Source organism: Pseudomonas sp. GM18 (assembly GCF_000282195.1).
Classification (GTDB): Bacteria; Pseudomonadota; Gammaproteobacteria; order Pseudomonadales; family Pseudomonadaceae; genus Aquipseudomonas.
Genome location: NZ_AKJT01000004.1, coordinates 86,141 through 104,113 on the forward strand (window position 1 = coordinate 86,141; position 17,973 = coordinate 104,113).

The following is a 17,973-nucleotide window of genomic DNA, read 5'->3' on the forward strand; positions in this document are numbered from 1 at the left end:
GCGGGTGCCATGCTTTGGCAGCTGACCCAGATGCTCTGGGTTGGCGGCTTGTGGTTGTTGCACATCGGTCTGCTGCCGGTGCTGGGGCAAATAGGCCTGGCGCCGCTGCTGATCGACGAAATTGCAGGTGCGTTGAATACGCTGATGGTGGGATTCGCCACGGCGAGTGTGATTTTTCAGGCTTTGGTGCTGGTACAGGCCGAGGGCCTTGCCAGTCTATGGCGGGATATTCGCGGGCAACTGCTGCTGATGGCGCTGTATGGGTGCGCGATGTATTTCGCAGTACGCTTCGGTTGGCCTCAGGCGCTGCATTGGCAGTTGTTCAGCTATCTTGTCCTGGGCTTTTCCGGGCTGGTGCTGGTGATGCAGCCGGTGCCGGGATGGAGTGTCAGGGTGCGCGAAGCACACCCTTGACCCTTGCCATCACTTGAAGCGATGGACGTTCGACAACTGCTTGTTGACGCTGAAGTTCTTGCGGTAAATCAGTGCCATCTTGCCGATGACCTGAACCAGATCGGCTTTGCCGGCCTTGCAGAGTTCTGCAATGGCTGCCAGGCGAGATTCGCGATCGAGGATGTTGAGCTTGATTTTGATCAGCTCGTGATCCGCCAAAGCGCGTTCAAGTTCGGCTAACACACCTTCAGTCAAACCGTTGTCAGCCACAATCAAAACTGGTTTCAGATGGTGGCCAATGGACTTGTACTGTTTCTTCTGCTCTTGAGTGAGCGGCATAATCTGACCCTTTCGTCTGGATTCTGTAAAATGGCGGCCATTTTACCCGAGGGCTCGTGGATCCGCCCAATTAATCACGACCCTTATCATCGAGGTGCCCAATGGCGCGTTCCAAGACAAGCCTTGGTTGGCTGAAAAGACATGTCAACGATCCCTATGTGAAACAGGCGCAGAAGGATGGCTACCGCTCGCGTGCGAGTTACAAACTTCTGGAGGTCCAGGAGAAATACAAGCTGATCCGTCCCGGCATGAGCGTTGTCGACCTGGGTGCGGCGCCCGGGGGGTGGTCGCAGGTGACTAGCCGTCTGATTGGTGGTCAGGGGCGTCTGATCGCCTCGGACATTCTGGAAATGGACAGCATTCCGGACGTGACTTTCATTCAGGGGGACTTTACCGAGGACGAAGTGCTCACGCGGATCCTTGAAGCTGTGGGTAATTCGCAGGTGGACCTTGTGATTTCCGATATGGCCCCCAATATGAGTGGTACGCCTGAAGTGGACATGCCAAAAGCCATGTTTCTTTGCGAGCTGGCGCTTGATTTGGCGGAACGGATACTCAAGCCGGGTGGTAATTTTGTGATCAAGATTTTTCAGGGCGAAGGGTTTGATGTTTACCTGAAGGATGCTCGTCGGAAATTCGACAAGATCCAGATGATCAAGCCAGACTCTTCCCGTGACAGTTCCCGCGAGCAATACATGCTGGCTTGGGGTTACCGCGGGCGTAGTGAGTAAAACGAGGTTTTTTGGCGGGGTGATAGGTTTTTCATATTTCGCCCCGCGTGCATTAGCGAATATTGTGTAGAAAGTGTTTCACAAAGGGTTACAGACGGCGCCTGCCAGAGCCGTAGGTAATGTAGTAAGTTAGGCCGGTGAATATCATGCGAAGCGCGCGCCATTAGCGGAGCTTGCTTCAGAGGGTAGTTAATTGAACGATATGGCAAAGAATCTGATCCTGTGGTTGATCATCGCGGCTGTCCTGGTGACGGTGATGAACAACTTCTCCAGCCCTAACGAGCCGCAGACCCTCAACTATTCCGACTTCATCCAGCAGGTCAAGGATGGCAAGGTCGAGCGCGTAGCGGTTGATGGCTACGTGATTACCGGCAAGCGCAACGATGGCGACAGCTTCAAGACCATTCGTCCGGCAATTCAGGACAACGGTCTGATCGGCGACCTCGTGGATAACCACGTTGTGGTCGAAGGCAAGCAGCCTGAGCAGCAAAGCATCTGGACTCAACTCCTGGTCGCAAGCTTCCCGATCCTGGTGATCATCGCCGTCTTCATGTTCTTCATGCGGCAGATGCAGGGCGGTGCCGGTGGCAAGGGCGGGCCGATGAGCTTCGGCAAGAGCAAGGCGCGCCTGCTCTCCGAAGATCAGGTGAAAACCACCCTGGCTGACGTTGCAGGTTGTGACGAAGCCAAGGAAGAAGTCGGCGAGCTGGTCGAGTTTCTGCGTGATCCGGGCAAGTTTCAGCGCCTGGGCGGTCGCATTCCTCGCGGCGTGCTGATGGTTGGTCCTCCGGGTACCGGTAAAACCTTGCTGGCCAAGGCGATTGCCGGCGAAGCCAAAGTGCCGTTCTTTACTATTTCCGGTTCCGATTTCGTCGAAATGTTCGTCGGTGTCGGTGCCAGCCGTGTTCGTGACATGTTCGAGCAGGCGAAGAAGCACGCGCCATGCATCATCTTCATCGATGAAATCGACGCCGTCGGTCGCCACCGTGGTGCCGGCATGGGTGGCGGTCACGATGAGCGCGAGCAGACCCTCAACCAGTTGCTGGTGGAGATGGACGGCTTCGAAATGAATGACGGCATCATCGTCATCGCCGCGACCAACCGTCCGGACGTACTGGACCCTGCGTTGCTGCGTCCGGGCCGCTTCGACCGTCAGGTCGTGGTTGGCCTGCCGGACATCCGTGGTCGCGAGCAGATTCTCAAAGTCCACATGCGCAAAGTGCCGATGGGTGACGACGTCGCTCCGGCCGTGATCGCTCGTGGTACTCCTGGTTTCTCCGGTGCTGACTTGGCCAACCTGGTGAACGAGGCTTCGTTGTTCGCAGCTCGTGCCGGCAAGCGCATCGTCGAGATGAAAGAGTTCGAGCTGGCCAAAGACAAGATCATGATGGGTGCCGAGCGCAAATCCATGGTCATGTCCGAGAAAGAGAAACAGAACACTGCTTATCACGAAGCCGGCCACGCTATCGTCGGTCGCGTCGTGCCTGAGCATGACCCGGTCTACAAGGTGTCGATCATTCCGCGCGGTCGCGCACTTGGTGTGACCATGTTCCTGCCGGAAGAAGATCGCTACAGCCTGTCCAAGCGTGCACTGATCAGCCAGATCTGCTCGCTGTACGGCGGTCGTATCGCTGAAGAGATGACCCTGGGCTTCGATGGTGTCACCACCGGTGCGTCCAACGACATCATGCGTGCCAGCCAGATAGCGCGAAACATGGTGACCAAGTGGGGGTTGTCGGAAAAACTCGGTCCATTGATGTACGCCGAAGAAGAGGGCGAAGTGTTCCTCGGTCGCGGCGGCGGTGGTCAGCATGCCAGTTTCTCCGGCGAGACGGCCAAGCTGATCGACTCCGAAGTGCGCAGCATCATCGACCAGTGCTACGGCACGGCCAAGCAGATCCTCACGGATAACCGTGACAAACTTGATGCAATGGCGGATGCCCTGATGAAGTACGAGACGATCGATGCCGATCAGATCGACGACATCATGGCGGGTCGTACGCCTCGCGAACCACGCGACTGGTCTGGCGGCAACGACACTTCTGGCACGCCTCCGGTGGTGCAGGATGGGCGTCCGGAAACACCTATCGGCGGCCCGGCTGCTGACGTTTAAGGTTTGAAATGACTTCTGTTCAGTCCTCGACCCGGTTGCCTTGCGGCAACCGGGTTCTTGATTTGGCCCAGACGCATGTCATGGGCATTCTCAATGTCACTCCCGATTCCTTTTCCGATGGCGGCCGATACAGCCAGCTGGACGCGGCCCTGCGCCACGCCGAAGCGATGGTGGTGGCCGGCGCAACGCTGATTGATGTCGGTGGCGAGTCGACCCGGCCTGGTGCCAGGGCCGTTTCACCACTTGAAGAGCTCGAGCGCGTAGCGCCTATCGTTGAGCGCATCTGTCGCGAACTGGATGTGATTATCTCGGTCGATACCTCCACGCCTGCCGTCATGCGTGAAACCGCAAGGCTGGGGGCAGGGTTGATCAATGACGTGCGCTCGTTGCGTCGCGACGGTGCTCTTGATGCAGCGGCGGCCACCGGTTTGCCGGTGTGCCTGATGCATATGCTCGGCGAGCCGGGCGATATGCAAGACAATCCGCAGTACCAGGATGTTACGAAAGAGGTCGGCGAGTTTCTCGCCGAACGCATGGCCCAGTGTGCGTCGGTGGGTATTCCCGCTGAGCGGATCATCCTCGATCCGGGCTTCGGCTTCGCGAAAACCCTGCAGCACAACCTAAGCTTGTTTAAACACATGGAGGCCCTGCATGCCTTGGGGCGGCCCCTGTTGGTCGGGGTTTCGCGAAAGAGCATGATCGGGCAAGCCTTGAATCGGCCGGTGGGAGAGCGTCTGCATGGCGGCTTGGCACTTGCGGCGCTGGCTTCAGTCAAAGGTGCGCGTATATTGCGCGTCCATGATGTGGCGGAAACGGTCGACGTGGTGCGGATGATTGCCGCCGTAGAATCAGCCGAATAAAAATGATGGAGTAATTATGAGTAAAAAATACTTTGGCACCGACGGCATTCGTGGTCGGGTCGGTCAATACCCTATCACTCCTGATTTCATGCTCAAGCTTGGCTGGGCGGCTGGCATGGCATTTCGCAGCATGGGCGCCTGTAAGGTGCTCGTGGGCAAGGACACCCGGATCTCCGGTTATATGTTTGAGTCAGCGCTTGAGGCCGGGCTGACCTCGGCAGGTGCTGATGTGATGCTGTTGGGGCCAATGCCGACGCCGGCCATCGCCTATCTGACGCGGACCTTTCATGCCGAAGCGGGCATCGTGATCAGTGCTTCGCATAATCCTCATGACGACAACGGCATCAAGTTTTTCTCTGGTAAGGGCACAAAGCTCCCGGATGAAGTCGAGCTGATGATCGAAGAACTGCTCGACACCCCGATGACCGTGGTTGAGTCGAGCAAGATCGGCAAGGTCTCGCGAGTCAACGATGCCTCGGGCCGTTATATTGAATTCTGCAAGAGCAGCGTTCCGACCGGTACCAGTTTTGCCGGCCTGAAGATCGTGCTCGATTGTGCCCATGGTGCGACTTATAAAGTGGCGCCTAGCGTGTTCCGTGAGTTGGGGGCGGATGTCGTTGTGCTTTCTGCCAATCCTGACGGCCTGAACATCAATGACAATTGCGGTTCGACCCATATGGCGCCGCTGCAAGCGGCCGTACTGGCCGAGTGTGCCGATTTGGGTATTGCCTTCGACGGTGATGGTGATCGGGTGCAGATGGTTGATCACACCGGTGCTGTCGTCGATGGTGATGAGCTGCTGTTCATTATCGCTCGCGACCTGCAAGAGCGTGGCAAGTTGCAGGGCGGTGTGGTCGGTACGCTGATGAGTAACCTGGGGCTGGAGTTGGCCCTGGCGGATCTGGCGATTCCTTTTGTGCGTGCCAACGTTGGTGACCGTTACGTCATCTCCGAGTTGCTGGAGCGCGATTGGCTGGTGGGCGGTGAAAACTCGGGGCACATTGTCTGCTTCAGTCACACCACTACCGGTGATGCGATCATTGCCGCGTTGCAGGTATTGATGGCGCTGAAGCGGCGTGCAGAAGGCCTGGCTCAGTCGCGTCAGGCGTTGCGCAAGTGCCCTCAGGTGTTGATTAACGTGCGGTTTGGCGGTGGTGTGAGCCCGCTCGAACATCCGACCGTCAAAGAGGCCAGTGATCGTGTCACTCAAGCGATGGCGGGTCGTGGGCGCGTGTTGTTGCGCAAGTCCGGGACAGAGCCGCTGGTGCGCGTCATGGTCGAAGGCGAGGACGAAACGCAGGTTCGCGATTACGCCGAAGAGCTGGCAAAACTGGTAACTGAAGTTTCTGCCTGATTTCGGCTTGCCAGCCATGATTGTGTTGGGTAACATCTGCGCCCACTTTGACCGACGAGGTACAGCATGCGTCGCCCTATGGTAGCTGGTAACTGGAAGATGCACGGTACCCGCGCCAGCGTCGCTGAGCTGATCGACGGTCTTCGTCATCTGGCCTTGCCGAGCGGTGTTGATGTCGCGGTGTTCCCGCCTTGCTTGTACATCAATCAAGTGATTGATGGTTTGCAAGGGAAGTCGATTTCGGTCGGCGCGCAGAACTCTGCGATTGAGTCCGGGCAGGGTGCGTTGACAGGTGAGATTTCGCCGAGTCAGTTAGTGGATGCAGGTTGTTCCCTGGTGCTTGTCGGGCACTCCGAGCGCCGCCAGATAATGGGCGAACTCGACGGGACGCTGAATCGCAAATTTGCGGCAGCACAGGCATGTGGCTTGATTCCGGTGTTGTGTGTAGGGGAAACCCTCGAGCAGCGCGAAGCCGGAAAAACTCTTGAGGTTGTCGGGCGTCAGCTGGGCAGCATCATCGAGGAGCTGGGTGTTGGTGCTTTTGCAAAGGCAGTAATTGCTTACGAGCCGGTCTGGGCCATTGGCACCGGGCTGACTGCTTCGCCGCAACAAGCGCAGGATGTGCATGCAGCCATTCGCGCCCAGTTGGCGGCAGAGAATTCTGAAGTCGCACAAGGTGTGCGGCTTCTATACGGCGGCAGCGTGAAGGCGGCCAATGCGGCCGAACTGTTCGGCATGCCGGATATCGATGGGGGGCTCATTGGTGGAGCTTCCCTGAATGCAGATGAGTTCGGTGCGATTTGTCGCGCCGCGGGAAACTGAAAAAATGCTGGAAACAGTCGTAGTCGTTTTTCATCTGCTGGGTGCATTGGGCGTAGTTGCTCTGGTATTGCTGCAGCAGGGTAAGGGTGCGGACGCTGGCGCATCTTTCGGAGCAGGTGCTTCAAATACTGTGTTCGGAAGCCAAGGTTCCTCTACCTTTCTTAGTAAGTTTACTGCTATACTTGCCGCCGGTTTCTTCATAACCAGCTTGGGGTTAGGTTACTTTGCTAAAGAGAAGGCTCATCAGCTGACTCAAGTAGGTTTGCCAAACCCGGCAGTGTTGGAAGTTCCAAAGCAACAACCGGCTTCTGATGATGTCCCGGTGCTTCAAGAGCAAAAGTCGGCTACTCCAGCGACTGACGTACCTCCAGCTCAAGAGCAGAAGTAAGAAGAGTTTCAAACGTAGTATCGCCGAGGTGGTGGAATTGGTAGACACGCAACCTTGAGGTGGTTGTGCCCATAGGGTGTAGGGGTTCGAGTCCCCTTCTCGGTACCAATTATCAGGAGAGCCCGCTGTTGCGGGCTTTCTTGTAGGTGGAAGGTTACATTGACCCTGTCAGGGATCGGTCGTATACTTCCGCCCCAGCTTTGTCGCGGGGTGGAGCAGTCTGGTAGCTCGTCGGGCTCATAACCCGAAGGTCGTCGGTTCAAATCCGGCCCCCGCAACCAGTTTAAGGAGCCCCTTTTCAGGGGCTTTTTGTTAGCTGGACACTTTCAACGCCGCTATTCGGCGGCGTTTCAAGGATGGGCGTTTCGCCCATTTTTTTATTTTGCATAGCATGCACATACATGCACGAGGGGGTTCAGGTGTCGAGCAAGCTAGAAGAGTTGCAGGCCTTGCTGGCCCCGGTGGTCGTGGCCCTAGGCTATGAATGCTGGGGTATTGAGTTTTCGGCTCAAGGTCGCCACTCAATGTTGCGCGTTTATATCGATAAGGAAGGCGGCGTGCTGGTGGACGATTGTGCCATCGTCAGTCGCCAGATCAGCGGTGTGCTGGATGTTGAAGACCCAATCTCCGTTGAATATACCCTTGAAGTTTCCTCGCCTGGCATGGAACGCCCACTGTTCACTCTTGAGCAGTTTGCAAAATTTGCCGGTGAACAAGTGAAGATCAAGCTGCGCTCGCCTTTTGAAGGTCGACGCAACTTTCAGGGCCTTCTGCGCGGTGTAGAAGAGCAGGACGTCGTGGTGCAGGTTGAAGACCATGAGTTCCTGTTGCCGATCGATATGATCGACAAGGCCAACATTATTCCCAGTTTTGACTGAGACGCGGATCCCGCGGATCCAATGGCTTGCGAAAGGCGAGGCGTACGATGAGCAAAGAAGTACTGCTGGTTGTTGAGTCGGTATCCAATGAAAAGGGCGTACCGGCAAACGTAATTTTTGAAGCGCTGGAGCTGGCTCTGGCCACTGCTACCAAAAAGCGTTTCGAGGACGAAGTCGATCTGCGTGTGGAAATCAATCGCCACACCGGTGCTTATGAGACATTCCGTCGCTGGACGGTCGTCGAAGAAGCCGACCTGGACGATCCGGCTATCGAAACCTGGCCGAGCAAGGTTGCGCAAACGCATCCTGGTGCCAAGGTCGGTGACGTTGTCGAAGAAAAAATCGAATCCATCGAGTTCGGCCGCATTGCTGCACAGACTGCCAAGCAAGTCATCGTGCAGAAAGTTCGCGAAGCCGAGCGTGCTCAAGTCGTTGATGCCTATCGCGAGCGCCTGGGGGAAATCATCTCCGGCACCGTGAAGAAAGTCACCCGCGACAACGTGATCGTCGACCTGGGCAATAACGCAGAAGCGTTGCTGGCCCGTGAAGACATCATCTCTCGCGAAACCTTCCGGGTTGGCGTGCGTCTGCGTGCGCTGCTCAAGGAAATCCGCACCGAGAACCGCGGCCCGCAGCTGATCCTGTCGCGTACCGCGCCGGAAATGCTGATCGAGTTGTTCCGCATCGAAGTGCCGGAAATCGCTGAAGGCCTGATCGAAGTAATGGCTGCGTCCCGTGACCCGGGTTCGCGTGCCAAGATCGCGGTCCGCTCCAAGGACAAACGCATCGACCCGCAAGGCGCTTGCATCGGTATGCGCGGTTCGCGCGTCCAGGCAGTGTCCGGCGAGTTGGGCGGTGAGCGTGTGGACATCGTCCTGTGGGACGATAACCCGGCTCAGTTCGTGATCAATGCAATGTCGCCGGCTGAAGTGGCGGCAATTATCGTTGACGAAGATGCCCATGCAATGGACATCGCCGTTGGCGCAGACAATCTGGCTCAGGCCATCGGTCGCGGTGGTCAGAACGTGCGTCTGGCTAGCCAGTTGACTGGCTGGACCCTGAACGTGATGACCGAATCGGACATCCAGGCTAAGCAGCAAGCAGAAACCGGCGACATCCTGCGCAACTTCATCGACGAGCTGGAAGTCGACGAAGACCTGGCACAGGTGCTGGTAGATGAAGGTTTCACCAGCCTGGAAGAGATTGCCTACGTACCGTTGGAAGAAATGCTCAACATCGACGGCTTTGACGAAGAAACCGTCAACGAGCTTCGCGCTCGCGCCAAGGATCGTTTGTTGACCAAAGCCATCGCTACTGAGGAAAAGCTGGCAGACGCCCATCCGGCCGAAGACCTGCTCTCGCTTGAGGGTATGGACAAGGATTTGGCGATGGAACTGGCGGTGCGCGGCGTAATTACCCGCGAAGACCTGGCCGAGCAGTCTATTGACGACCTGCTCGACATCGACGGCATTGACGATGATCGTGCCGGCAAGTTGATCATGGCCGCCCGAGCCCACTGGTTCGAGTAATTAGGCGCGGCCTGAGGAGAGAAGTGCATGACGCAAGTCACGGTGAAACAACTGGCCGATGAGGTCAAAACACCGGTAGAGCGCCTGTTGCAGCAGATGCGTGAGGCAGGTCTGCCGCACACCGCCGCCGAAGAACATGTGACTGACAGTGAGAAGCAATCTTTGCTGACTCACTTGAAAAGCAGCCACAAGGCGAAAGTGGAAGAACCACGCAAGATCACGCTGCAGCGTAAAACCACCAGCACCCTGCGTGTTGCTGGCAGCAAAAGCATCAGCGTTGAAGTACGCAAGAAGAAAGTCTTCGTGCAACGCAGCCCGGAAGAAATCGAAGCTGAGCGCAAACGCGAACTGGAAGAACGTCGCGCAGTAGAAAATGCTGCACGTCAGAAGGCTGAAGAAGAAGCCAAGCGTCGCGCCGAAGAAGAAGCGCGTCGCCAGCCTGCTCCTGCGCAAACCGCTCCTGTCGAAGCTGTCGCAGCGCCTGTTGCGGTTGCCGAGCCCGTGCGTGAAAGCGCCCCGGTCGTGGCCGCTGCACCTGCAGCTGACACTCGCAAACGCGACGAGCAGCGTCGTCCGGACAAACCACGTGCCGACGATAGCAATCGTCGTGGCAGTGGCGATGGCGAGCGCAAAAACGCTCCGCATCGTGCTTCGGTCAAGGAAAAAGCGCCTGCTCCACGCGTTGCTCCACGTACTACCGACGAAGAAAGCGATGGCTTCCGTCGTGGTGGTCGCGGCAAGGCCAAGCTGAAGAAACGCAACGCCCACGGTTTCCAGAGCCCAACCGGCCCTGTTGTGCGCGAAGTGAAGATCGGCGAGACCATCACTGTTGGCGATCTCGCCCAGCAGATGTCGGTCAAGGCTGCTGAAATCATCAAGTTCATGTTCAAACTGGGTACCCCAGCGACCATCAACCAGGTACTGGATCAGGAAACTGCCCAACTGGTTGCCGAAGAGCTGGGCCACAAAGTGACCCTGGTCAGCGACACGGCCCTGGAAGACTCCCTGGCAGAGTCCCTGAAGTTTGAAGGTGAGACGTTCTCCCGTGCACCGGTTGTGACCGTAATGGGTCACGTTGACCACGGTAAGACCTCGCTGCTCGACTACATCCGTCGTGCCAAGGTAGCTGCTGGCGAAGCCGGTGGTATCACCCAGCACATCGGTGCATACCACGTTGAAACCGAACGCGGCATGGTCACCTTCCTCGACACCCCTGGTCACGCCGCGTTTACCGCCATGCGTGCCCGTGGTGCCAAGGCGACCGACATCGTGATCCTGGTGGTTGCAGCGGACGACGGCGTAATGCCGCAGACCGTTGAAGCTGTTCAGCACGCTCAGGCGGCTGGCGTACCTCTGGTTGTTGCAGTGAACAAAATCGACAAGCCGGGCGCCGATCTCGATCGCATCCGTAGCGAATTGTCGGTTCACGGCGTGACTTCGGAAGAGTGGGGCGGTGACACCCCGTTCGTATCGGTTTCGGCGAAGGTCGGTACCGGCGTGGACGAGTTGCTCGAAGCTGTTCTGCTGCAGGCTGAAGTTCTCGAACTGAAAGCGACCCCTTCGGCTCCTGGTCGTGGTGTTGTGGTTGAATCGCGTCTCGACAAAGGTCGTGGTCCGGTTGCAACCGTTCTGGTTCAAGACGGTACCCTGCGCCAGGGCGACATGGTGCTGGTCGGTTCGAACTATGGCCGCGTTCGCGCCATGCTCGACGAGAACGGCAAGCCAATCAAGGAAGCCGGTCCTTCCATCCCTGTCGAGATCCTCGGCCTGGACGGTACTCCGGACGCTGGCGACGAGATGAGCGTAGTTGCTGACGAGAAGAAAGCCCGTGAAGTGGCTCTGTTCCGTCAAGGCAAGTTCCGCGAAGTCAAATTGGCCCGTGCTCACGCCGGCAAGCTTGAAAACATCTTCGAGAACATGGGTCAGGAAGAGAAGAAGACGCTCAACATCGTCCTCAAATCCGACGTCCGTGGTTCGCTGGAAGCGTTGAACGGTGCCTTGAATGGCCTGGGTAACGACGAAGTGCAAGTGCGTGTGGTCGGTGGCGGTGTCGGTGGTATCACCGAGTCCGACGCCAACCTGGCACTGGCCTCCAACGCTGTACTGTTCGGCTTCAACGTGCGTGCCGATGCCGGCGCTCGCAAGATCGTCGAGCAGGAAGGTCTGGATATGCGTTACTACAACGTGATCTACGACATCATCGAAGACGTCAAGAAAGCCCTCACCGGTATGCTGGGCAGCGATGTTCGCGAGAACATCCTGGGTACCGCTGAAGTGCGTGACGTGTTCCGTTCGCCGAAGTTTGGCGCGATCGCCGGTTGCATGGTTATCGAAGGTGTTGTTCACCGTAACCGTCCAATCCGTGTACTGCGTGAAGACATCGTTATCTTCGAAGGCGAGCTGGAATCCCTGCGCCGCTTCAAGGATGACGCTTCCGAAGTACGTGCCGGCATGGAATGCGGTATCGGCGTGAAGAGCTACAACGACGTCAAAGTCGGTGACAAGATCGAAGTCTTCGAGAAGGTTCAGGTTGCTCGCAGCCTCTAACTCGCGCACTTCAAGAGCCGTGATGGCCAGCCGCATGCAATTGCGCGGCGCATCAGTCGGACTCTAAACGCAACGCCCGGTCTGGCTTTTGTCAGGCCGGGCGTTTGCCGCTTTCAGACCCTTCGGGTTTCACCGTGGGGCAGTAACAGGTAACAAGACATGGCAAAAGAATATAGCCGTACCCAACGTATCGGCGATCAGATGCAGCGTGAGCTGGCACAGCTGATCCGTCGTGAAGTCAAAGACCCGCGCGTCGGGCTGGTCACCATTACCGCTGTTGAAGTCAGCCGTGACGTCGGTCACGCCAAGATATTCATCACCGTGATGGGGCAGGACAGCCGCGACGACATCGCGCAAAGCATCAAGGTGCTCAACTCCGCCGCCGGCTTCCTGCGCATGCAGTTGGCTCGCGAGATGAAGTTGCGCAGCGTTCCACAGTTGCACTTCCATTACGACGAAAGCGTCGTGCGTGGCGCGCACCTGTCGGCCCTGATCGAACGCGCGGTGGCTGAAGACAATCAGCACCCGGTAGCGGCTGAACCCGAAGACGCCAAGGAGTAATCGGTGGCTCAGGTCAAACGTATCCGTCGTAACGTCAGCGGTATCATCCTGCTCGACAAGCCGTTGGGGTTCACTTCCAACGCGGCGTTGCAGAAGGTCCGCTGGTTGCTCAATGCCGAGAAGGCCGGGCACACCGGCAGTCTCGATCCGCTGGCCACCGGCGTGTTGCCGTTGTGCTTCGGTGAGGCCACCAAGTTCTCGCAATACCTGCTCGATTCCGACAAGGGTTATGAAACCCTGGCGCAACTGGGCAAGACCACCACCACGGCGGATGCCGAAGGTGAGGTTTTGCTGGAGCGTCCGGTGACCGTTGGTCGTGCCGATATCGAAGCTGTGTTGCCGAAATTTCGTGGGCAAATCAGTCAGATACCGCCGATGTACTCGGCACTCAAGCGCGATGGTCAGCCGCTGTACAAGCTGGCCCGTGCAGGTGAAGTAGTGGAGCGCGAACCGCGTTCTGTTACTATTGCGCGCTTGGAATTACTGGCCTTTGAGGGTGATACTGCGCGGCTTGCGGTGGATTGCAGCAAAGGCACCTATATCCGCACCCTGGTGGAGGATATCGGTGAGCAACTCGGTTGTGGCGCTTACGTGGCTGAATTGCGACGTACCCAGGCCGGGCCTTTCACGCTTGCACAGACTGTCACGCTGGAAGAGCTGGAAGCGGTACATGCCGAAGGCGGCAACGAAGCGGTCGACCGCTTCCTGATGCCATCGGACAGCGGCCTGCTGGATTGGCCACTGTTGCAGTTCTCGGAAGCGAGCGCGTTCTACTGGCTCAACGGCCAGCCGGTACGTGCCCCGGATGCACCGAAATTTGGCATGGTACGGGTACAGGATCACAATGGTCGCTTCATCGGTATCGGTGAAGTGAGCGAAGACGGGCGCATCGCGCCACGTCGTTTGATTCGGTCAGAATGACCGAAAACCAGTCTGTGTAACAGCAGGCTGGCGAGGGTGGCTGTCAACAGGCACGGTCACTACTCTTTTTTAGATACAGGGATTTGTCCCTGGCCTGTTGAAGCTGTTTCCCTGAAACAGTTTCCTGATAAAAGGATTGCCTCATGGCTCTCGACGTTCAAGAAAAAGCTCAAATCGTAGCTGACTACCAGCAAGCTGTTGGTGACACTGGTTCGCCAGAAGTGCAAGTTGCACTGCTGACCGCCAACATCAACAAACTGCAAGGTCACTTCAAGGCCAACGGTAAAGATCACCACTCCCGTCGTGGTCTGATCCGCATGGTTAACCAGCGTCGTAAGCTGCTGGACTACCTGAAAGGCAAGGACGTGAGCCGTTACAGCGCTCTGATCGCTCGCCTGGGTCTGCGTCGCTAATAAGCGATTGCGCTAGAGGTTGGTTGTCTGTCGTGCGTCAGCGGGTTACCCGCCAGCGCATGGCAGGCTTCCAGCCTCAAGTTTTATCTGGATATCTGCTTTGCCTGAGTGATAGCACCCTGGACAATCCTGTCGGGCCGATTCCCGGCGTTGCCCAAGAATTTCGCAAGAAACCAGTTCCCCCAAGAGCCACAAAGAAGGTAGGACACCGTGAACCCGGTAATCAAAAAATTCCAGTTCGGTCAGTCGACCGTTACCCTCGAGACTGGCCGTATCGCCCGTCAGGCCTCCGGCGCAGTATTGGTCACCGTTGACGACGACGTCAGCGTATTGGTGACCGTCGTCGGTGCCAAACAAGCCGATCCAGGCAAGGGCTTCTTCCCTCTGTCTGTTCACTACCAGGAAAAGACTTACGCTGCCGGCAAGATCCCTGGCGGTTTCTTCAAGCGCGAAGGCCGTCCTTCCGAGAAAGAAACCCTGACTTCCCGACTGATCGACCGTCCGATCCGTCCGCTGTTCCCTGAAGGCTTCATGAACGAAGTGCAGGTTGTCTGCACCGTCGTTTCCACCAGCAAGAAGACCGATCCGGACATCGCTGCGATGATCGGTACCTCGGCTGCGCTGGCCATCTCCGGCATTCCTTTCGATGGCCCGATCGGCGCTGCCCGCGTTGCGTTCCACGAAAGCACCGGCTACCTGCTGAACCCGACTTACGAACAACTGAAAGCTTCGAGCCTGGACATGGTCGTTGCCGGTACTTCGGAAGCGGTATTGATGGTTGAATCGGAAGCCAAAGAGCTGACCGAAGACCAGATGCTGGGCGCGGTACTGTTTGCTCACGACGAGTTCCAGGTGGTGATCAACGCCGTTAAAGAACTGGCCGCTGAAGCTGCCAAGCCAACCTGGACCTGGGCTCCACAGGCCGAAGCGACCGAACTGCTGGGTGCTATCCGTGCCGAGTTCGGCGAAGCGATCTCCCAGGCCTACACCATCACCATCAAGGCCGACCGTTACGCTCGTCTGGGCGAACTGAAAGACCAGGTGGTTGCCAAGCTGTCCGGCGAAGAAGGCCAACCTTCGGCTGCTGACGTCAAAGCTGCGTTCGGCGAAATCGAATACCGCACCGTTCGCGAAAACATCGTTAACGGCAAGCCACGTATCGACGGCCGCGACACCCGCACCGTACGTCCGCTGAACATCGAAGTCGGTGTTCTGCCGAAGACTCACGGTTCGGCACTGTTCACCCGTGGCGAAACCCAGGCTCTGGTAGTCGCGACACTGGGCACCGCCCGTGACGCACAACTGCTGGATACTCTGGAAGGCGAGAAAAAAGACCCGTTCATGCTGCACTACAACTTCCCTCCGTTCTCGGTGGGCGAGTGTGGTCGCATGGGTGGCGCCGGTCGTCGCGAAATCGGTCACGGCCGTCTGGCCCGTCGTTCGGTTCAGGCCATGCTGCCTGCTGCCGACGTGTTCCCGTACACCATCCGTGTTGTGTCGGAAATCACCGAGTCCAACGGTTCGAGCTCCATGGCTTCGGTCTGCGGCGCTTCCCTGGCTCTGATGGACGCCGGCGTTCCGATGAAGGCACCGGTTGCCGGTATCGCCATGGGTCTGGTTAAAGAAGGCGAGAAATTCGCCGTCCTGACCGACATCCTGGGTGACGAAGACCACCTGGGCGACATGGACTTCAAAGTAGCCGGTACCGCCAAAGGTGTGACCGCGCTGCAGATGGACATCAAGATCAAGGGCATCACCGAAGAAATCATGGAAATCGCTCTGGGCCAAGCCCTGGAAGCGCGCCTGAATATCCTCGGTCAGATGAACCAGATCATTGGCCAGTCGCGTACCGAATTGTCGGAAAACGCTCCGACCATGATCGCGATGAAAATCGACACTGACAAAATCCGTGATGTCATCGGTAAAGGCGGCGCGACCATTCGTGCGATCTGTGAAGAGACCAAGGCTTCGATCGATATCGAAGACGACGGTTCGATCAAGATCTTCGGCGAAACCAAGGAAGCGGCTGAAGCGGCACGTCAGCGCGTTCTGGGTATCACCGCTGAAGCTGAAATCGGCAAGATCTATGTAGGTAAGGTTGAGCGCATCGTCGACTTCGGCGCATTCGTCAACATCCTGCCGGGCAAGGACGGTCTGGTTCACATCTCGATGCTGAGCGATGCTCGCGTAGAGAAAGTGACCGACATCCTGAAAGAAGGCCAGGAAGTGGAAGTTCTGGTACTGGACGTGGACAACCGCGGCCGTATCAAGCTGTCCATCAAAGACGTAGCAGCGGCTAAGGCTTCGGGCGTTTAATTACCCCCGCGCCAACCGCTTCACCGTTATAAAAAATGCCCCGCCGTGAAAACGGCGGGGCATTTTTTTGTGTGCAGGAAGATCAAGAGATCGCAGCCTTCGGCAGCTCCTACAGTTTCGATGTACGCCGCCATATCGCGGTTGAACACAATCTCGGGCAGGAGCTACCGAAGGCTGCGATCTTTTGATTTTGCGGTGCGCGAAGTTGCCGGACCTCGAAGCCGGTGCTAGGTTTAGCCCACAGCCCGTGTAGCTCAGCCGGTAGAGCAGCGCACTCGTAACGCGAAGGTCGCAGGTTCGATTCCTGTCTCGGGCACCATTTCCCCCGCTTACTTCACCTTTCTGCTCAGGTCCTCGACGGTGCGCTTGAGCTGATCCATCGCGCGATCCTGATCGCTGATTTCCCGTTTCAGGCTGGAGATCTCGCTGCTGTTCGAGCTGGAGCTGGAGCCGCTGTTGCGGAGTTCTTCGATCTGACGGGCCTGTTCGCTGATGGTGCGCTTTTGGCTTTCCAGTTCACTGGCATTGGCCTTCACGGTTTTTTGCAGGTTTTCCAGATCATCGATGCTGACGCTGGTTCTGACGAGCGTGTCCTTGCCGTATGTGTTGTGGAGTGCGGGGATTTTGTCGGAGTACAACGAAGGGTCAGAGGTGACTTCGACAGCCGCTTAAGCAGCGCTGGCCAGTGTCAGGCTGCCGAGCAGCAGGGTAGCGGCGGCAAGTCGGGTAGACGAAAGCTTCGAAAAACTGCGCATCACCGGGGTTCCTTGTGAAGTGCCGACATGGCACATCGCTATGACTTGGGATTTGGATTTATGTTCCCCCGAGGTCTCCAGCTCTCTTGCACACAGCTTTTTGCGGGATAGATGTAAAGAGCCGTGTAAATCATCGGCAAAACGTCCTATATTCGTTGCCTGCATGAGCATCGCCCAGCAGTTTTCAGATGATCCCGAATGGTTCTGAAGGCCAGACAAACCGGGCTTCAAACGGTTTTTTTGCGTCAGAGAGATCCTTGATGATCCAGATCCATCTTCCATTCCCCAGATCAGCGAGAACGCCATGACCGTTAAAGAATTGACCCAAGAAGCCAGACACGAAGAAGCCCTGAGAAAGTACGTGCTGGACGCACCCGAATTGATGGATGAGATCAAGGACTTGCCACCCGATGATCAGAAAGACCAGATCCAGTGGGCGTTCGAAGATGAGGCCGAAGCCCAGGGCCTGCAGCCGTGGGAGCTGACGCTCAAGTACACCTCAAGCCCGGAAGAGTACGAGGCCGCACGCCTGGCGCTGCACAAGGAGGCGGCCGAGGTATTGGGCGTCGAGTGGGAAGAGTACTGCGAGATGAACAATCTGGTGGTCTGAAAAAAACGCCAGCCTTCATGAGGCTGGCGTTTTTCATTATCGGGGGCGTGATCAGAGACTCAGTCGCATCGACAGGTCCACGGCCTTCACGTCCTTGGTCATCGCACCAATCGAAATGTAATCCACCCCGGTTTGCGCAATCGGCAGCAACGTACTTTCGTTGATGCCGCCGCTGGCCTCCAGTTTTGCCTTGCCGGCGTTCAGGCGCACGGCTTCGCGCATGTCATCCAGGCTTAGTTCATCGAGCATGATGATGTCGGCACCCGCCGCCAGGGCTTCTTTGAGCTCCGCCAGGTTCTCCACTTCGATCTCCACCGGTTTGCCCGGAGCGATCTTGTGCGCGGCAGTAATAGCCTCAGGGATGCCACCGCAGGCGGCGATATGGTTTTCCTTGATCAGGAAGGCGTCATACAGGCCGATGCGGTGGTTATGGCAACCGCCGC

General features: G+C 57.3%; 18 protein-coding genes, 3 tRNA genes and 1 pseudogene. 19 read left to right on the forward strand and 3 right to left on the reverse strand.

All coding sequences use genetic code 11. From position 1 onward, the window contains the following. Positions 1-9: 9 nt before the first annotated feature. Entirely contained in the window at positions 10-414 is a 405-nt protein-coding gene (locus PMI21_RS26575; RefSeq protein WP_007933533.1) for a hypothetical protein, read from the forward strand. Positions 415-423: 9 nt separating this feature from the next. Here PMI21_RS26575 and PMI21_RS26570 read toward each other — a convergent pair whose 3' ends face one another. Further along, on the reverse strand, positions 424-732 hold the full coding sequence (locus PMI21_RS26570; protein WP_007900503.1) for a YhbY family RNA-binding protein: 309 nt from the start codon (positions 730-732) through the stop codon (positions 424-426). A 101-nt stretch (positions 733-833) separates the two neighbouring features. On the opposite strand from PMI21_RS26570, the gene rlmE reads away from it, so the two are divergent. The 17 genes from rlmE (at position 834) to PMI21_RS26500 (ending at position 16,484) form a co-directional block, all read left to right on the forward strand. After that, positions 834-1,463: a 23S rRNA (uridine(2552)-2'-O)-methyltransferase RlmE gene (gene rlmE, locus PMI21_RS26565; RefSeq protein ID WP_007933535.1), complete on the forward strand. Its 630-nt coding sequence runs from the start codon at positions 834-836 to the stop codon at positions 1,461-1,463. Between the two features lie 202 nt (positions 1,464-1,665). Then, positions 1,666-3,576 carry an ATP-dependent zinc metalloprotease FtsH gene (gene ftsH, locus PMI21_RS26560; protein WP_018929483.1) on the forward strand — a complete coding sequence of 637 codons (1,911 nt, stop codon included), beginning with the start codon at positions 1,666-1,668 and terminating at the stop codon, positions 3,574-3,576. 8 nt (positions 3,577-3,584) lie between these two features. After that, a complete protein-coding gene (gene folP / locus PMI21_RS26555) occupies positions 3,585-4,436 on the forward strand; it encodes a dihydropteroate synthase (protein ID WP_007933539.1) in 852 nt (283 codons plus the stop codon). 16 nt (positions 4,437-4,452) lie between these two features. Further along, complete coding sequence (glmM, locus tag PMI21_RS26550; protein WP_007933540.1) at positions 4,453-5,790, forward strand: phosphoglucosamine mutase; 1,338 nt, start codon at positions 4,453-4,455, stop codon at positions 5,788-5,790. Positions 5,791-5,856: 66 nt separating this feature from the next. After that, a complete protein-coding gene (gene tpiA / locus PMI21_RS26545; protein WP_007933541.1) occupies positions 5,857-6,612 on the forward strand; it encodes a triose-phosphate isomerase in 756 nt (251 codons plus the stop codon). A 4-nt stretch (positions 6,613-6,616) separates the two neighbouring features. Further along, positions 6,617-7,000, forward strand: a complete 384-nt coding sequence (gene secG, locus PMI21_RS0127810) for a preprotein translocase subunit SecG (RefSeq protein ID WP_017336473.1) — start codon at positions 6,617-6,619, stop codon at positions 6,998-7,000. A gap of 22 nt (positions 7,001-7,022) precedes the next feature. Beyond that, a tRNA-Leu gene (locus PMI21_RS26540) sits at positions 7,023-7,108 on the forward strand. A 96-nt stretch (positions 7,109-7,204) separates the two neighbouring features. Then, positions 7,205-7,281: transfer RNA gene (locus PMI21_RS26535), tRNA-Met, on the forward strand. Positions 7,282-7,419: 138 nt separating this feature from the next. Next, positions 7,420-7,878 carry a ribosome maturation factor RimP gene (gene rimP / locus PMI21_RS26530; RefSeq protein ID WP_007973115.1) on the forward strand — a complete coding sequence of 153 codons (459 nt, stop codon included), beginning with the start codon at positions 7,420-7,422 and terminating at the stop codon, positions 7,876-7,878. A gap of 47 nt (positions 7,879-7,925) precedes the next feature. Then, positions 7,926-9,407, forward strand: a complete 1,482-nt coding sequence (gene nusA / locus PMI21_RS26525) for a transcription termination factor NusA (protein ID WP_007933547.1) — start codon at positions 7,926-7,928, stop codon at positions 9,405-9,407. Between the two features lie 27 nt (positions 9,408-9,434). Then, a complete protein-coding gene (gene infB / locus PMI21_RS26520) occupies positions 9,435-11,954 on the forward strand; it encodes a translation initiation factor IF-2 (RefSeq protein WP_007933549.1) in 2,520 nt (839 codons plus the stop codon). A 159-nt stretch (positions 11,955-12,113) separates the two neighbouring features. Further along, positions 12,114-12,515, forward strand: coding sequence for a 30S ribosome-binding factor RbfA (gene rbfA / locus PMI21_RS26515; protein WP_007900467.1), 402 nt, complete (start codon positions 12,114-12,116; stop codon positions 12,513-12,515). A 3-nt stretch (positions 12,516-12,518) separates the two neighbouring features. Continuing rightward, positions 12,519-13,436, forward strand: a complete 918-nt coding sequence (gene truB / locus PMI21_RS26510) for a tRNA pseudouridine(55) synthase TruB (RefSeq protein ID WP_007933551.1) — start codon at positions 12,519-12,521, stop codon at positions 13,434-13,436. Between the two features lie 143 nt (positions 13,437-13,579). After that, complete coding sequence (gene rpsO, locus PMI21_RS0127815) at positions 13,580-13,849, forward strand: 30S ribosomal protein S15 (RefSeq protein WP_011332409.1); 270 nt, start codon at positions 13,580-13,582, stop codon at positions 13,847-13,849. Between the two features lie 210 nt (positions 13,850-14,059). After that, positions 14,060-16,165: a polyribonucleotide nucleotidyltransferase gene (pnp, locus tag PMI21_RS26505; protein ID WP_007933552.1), complete on the forward strand. Its 2,106-nt coding sequence runs from the start codon at positions 14,060-14,062 to the stop codon at positions 16,163-16,165. A gap of 35 nt (positions 16,166-16,200) precedes the next feature. Then, positions 16,201-16,353, forward strand: coding sequence for a hypothetical protein (locus PMI21_RS29405; RefSeq protein ID WP_157214283.1), 153 nt, complete (start codon positions 16,201-16,203; stop codon positions 16,351-16,353). Between the two features lie 55 nt (positions 16,354-16,408). After that, positions 16,409-16,484, forward strand: a tRNA-Thr gene (locus tag PMI21_RS26500). Positions 16,485-16,494: 10 nt separating this feature from the next. On the opposite strand, the pseudogene PMI21_RS0127820 reads toward PMI21_RS26500, so the two are convergent. Further along, positions 16,495-16,920 (reverse strand): annotated as a pseudogene (locus PMI21_RS0127820) (hypothetical protein). A 304-nt stretch (positions 16,921-17,224) separates the two neighbouring features. Between PMI21_RS0127820 and PMI21_RS26495 the strand changes: the two are divergent. Further along, positions 17,225-17,530, forward strand: coding sequence for a DUF6388 family protein (locus PMI21_RS26495; protein WP_007933554.1), 306 nt, complete (start codon positions 17,225-17,227; stop codon positions 17,528-17,530). A gap of 51 nt (positions 17,531-17,581) precedes the next feature. On the opposite strand, the gene PMI21_RS26490 is transcribed toward PMI21_RS26495, so the two are convergent. After that, the coding region (locus PMI21_RS26490; RefSeq protein ID WP_007933556.1) for a nicotinate-nucleotide diphosphorylase at positions 17,582-17,973 on the reverse strand (392 nt) is incomplete at its 5' end.

Coding starts and splice junctions, on each gene's coding strand:
- PMI21_RS26575 (WP_007933533.1), top strand. CDS start 10: ATGCTTTGGCAGCTGACCCAGATGCTCTGGGTTGGCGGCTTGTGGTTG.
- PMI21_RS26570 (WP_007900503.1), bottom strand. CDS start 732: ATGCCGCTCACTCAAGAGCAGAAGAAACAGTACAAGTCCATTGGCCAC.
- rlmE (WP_007933535.1), top strand. CDS start 834: ATGGCGCGTTCCAAGACAAGCCTTGGTTGGCTGAAAAGACATGTCAAC.
- ftsH (WP_018929483.1), top strand. CDS start 1,666: ATGGCAAAGAATCTGATCCTGTGGTTGATCATCGCGGCTGTCCTGGTG.
- folP (WP_007933539.1), top strand. CDS start 3,585: ATGACTTCTGTTCAGTCCTCGACCCGGTTGCCTTGCGGCAACCGGGTT.
- glmM (WP_007933540.1), top strand. CDS start 4,453: ATGAGTAAAAAATACTTTGGCACCGACGGCATTCGTGGTCGGGTCGGT.
- tpiA (WP_007933541.1), top strand. CDS start 5,857: ATGCGTCGCCCTATGGTAGCTGGTAACTGGAAGATGCACGGTACCCGC.
- secG (WP_017336473.1), top strand. CDS start 6,617: ATGCTGGAAACAGTCGTAGTCGTTTTTCATCTGCTGGGTGCATTGGGC.
- nusA (WP_007933547.1), top strand. CDS start 7,926: ATGAGCAAAGAAGTACTGCTGGTTGTTGAGTCGGTATCCAATGAAAAG.
- infB (WP_007933549.1), top strand. CDS start 9,435: ATGACGCAAGTCACGGTGAAACAACTGGCCGATGAGGTCAAAACACCG.
- rbfA (WP_007900467.1), top strand. CDS start 12,114: ATGGCAAAAGAATATAGCCGTACCCAACGTATCGGCGATCAGATGCAG.
- rpsO (WP_011332409.1), top strand. CDS start 13,580: ATGGCTCTCGACGTTCAAGAAAAAGCTCAAATCGTAGCTGACTACCAG.
- PMI21_RS29405 (WP_157214283.1), top strand. CDS start 16,201: ATGCCCCGCCGTGAAAACGGCGGGGCATTTTTTTGTGTGCAGGAAGAT.
- PMI21_RS26495 (WP_007933554.1), top strand. CDS start 17,225: ATGACCGTTAAAGAATTGACCCAAGAAGCCAGACACGAAGAAGCCCTG.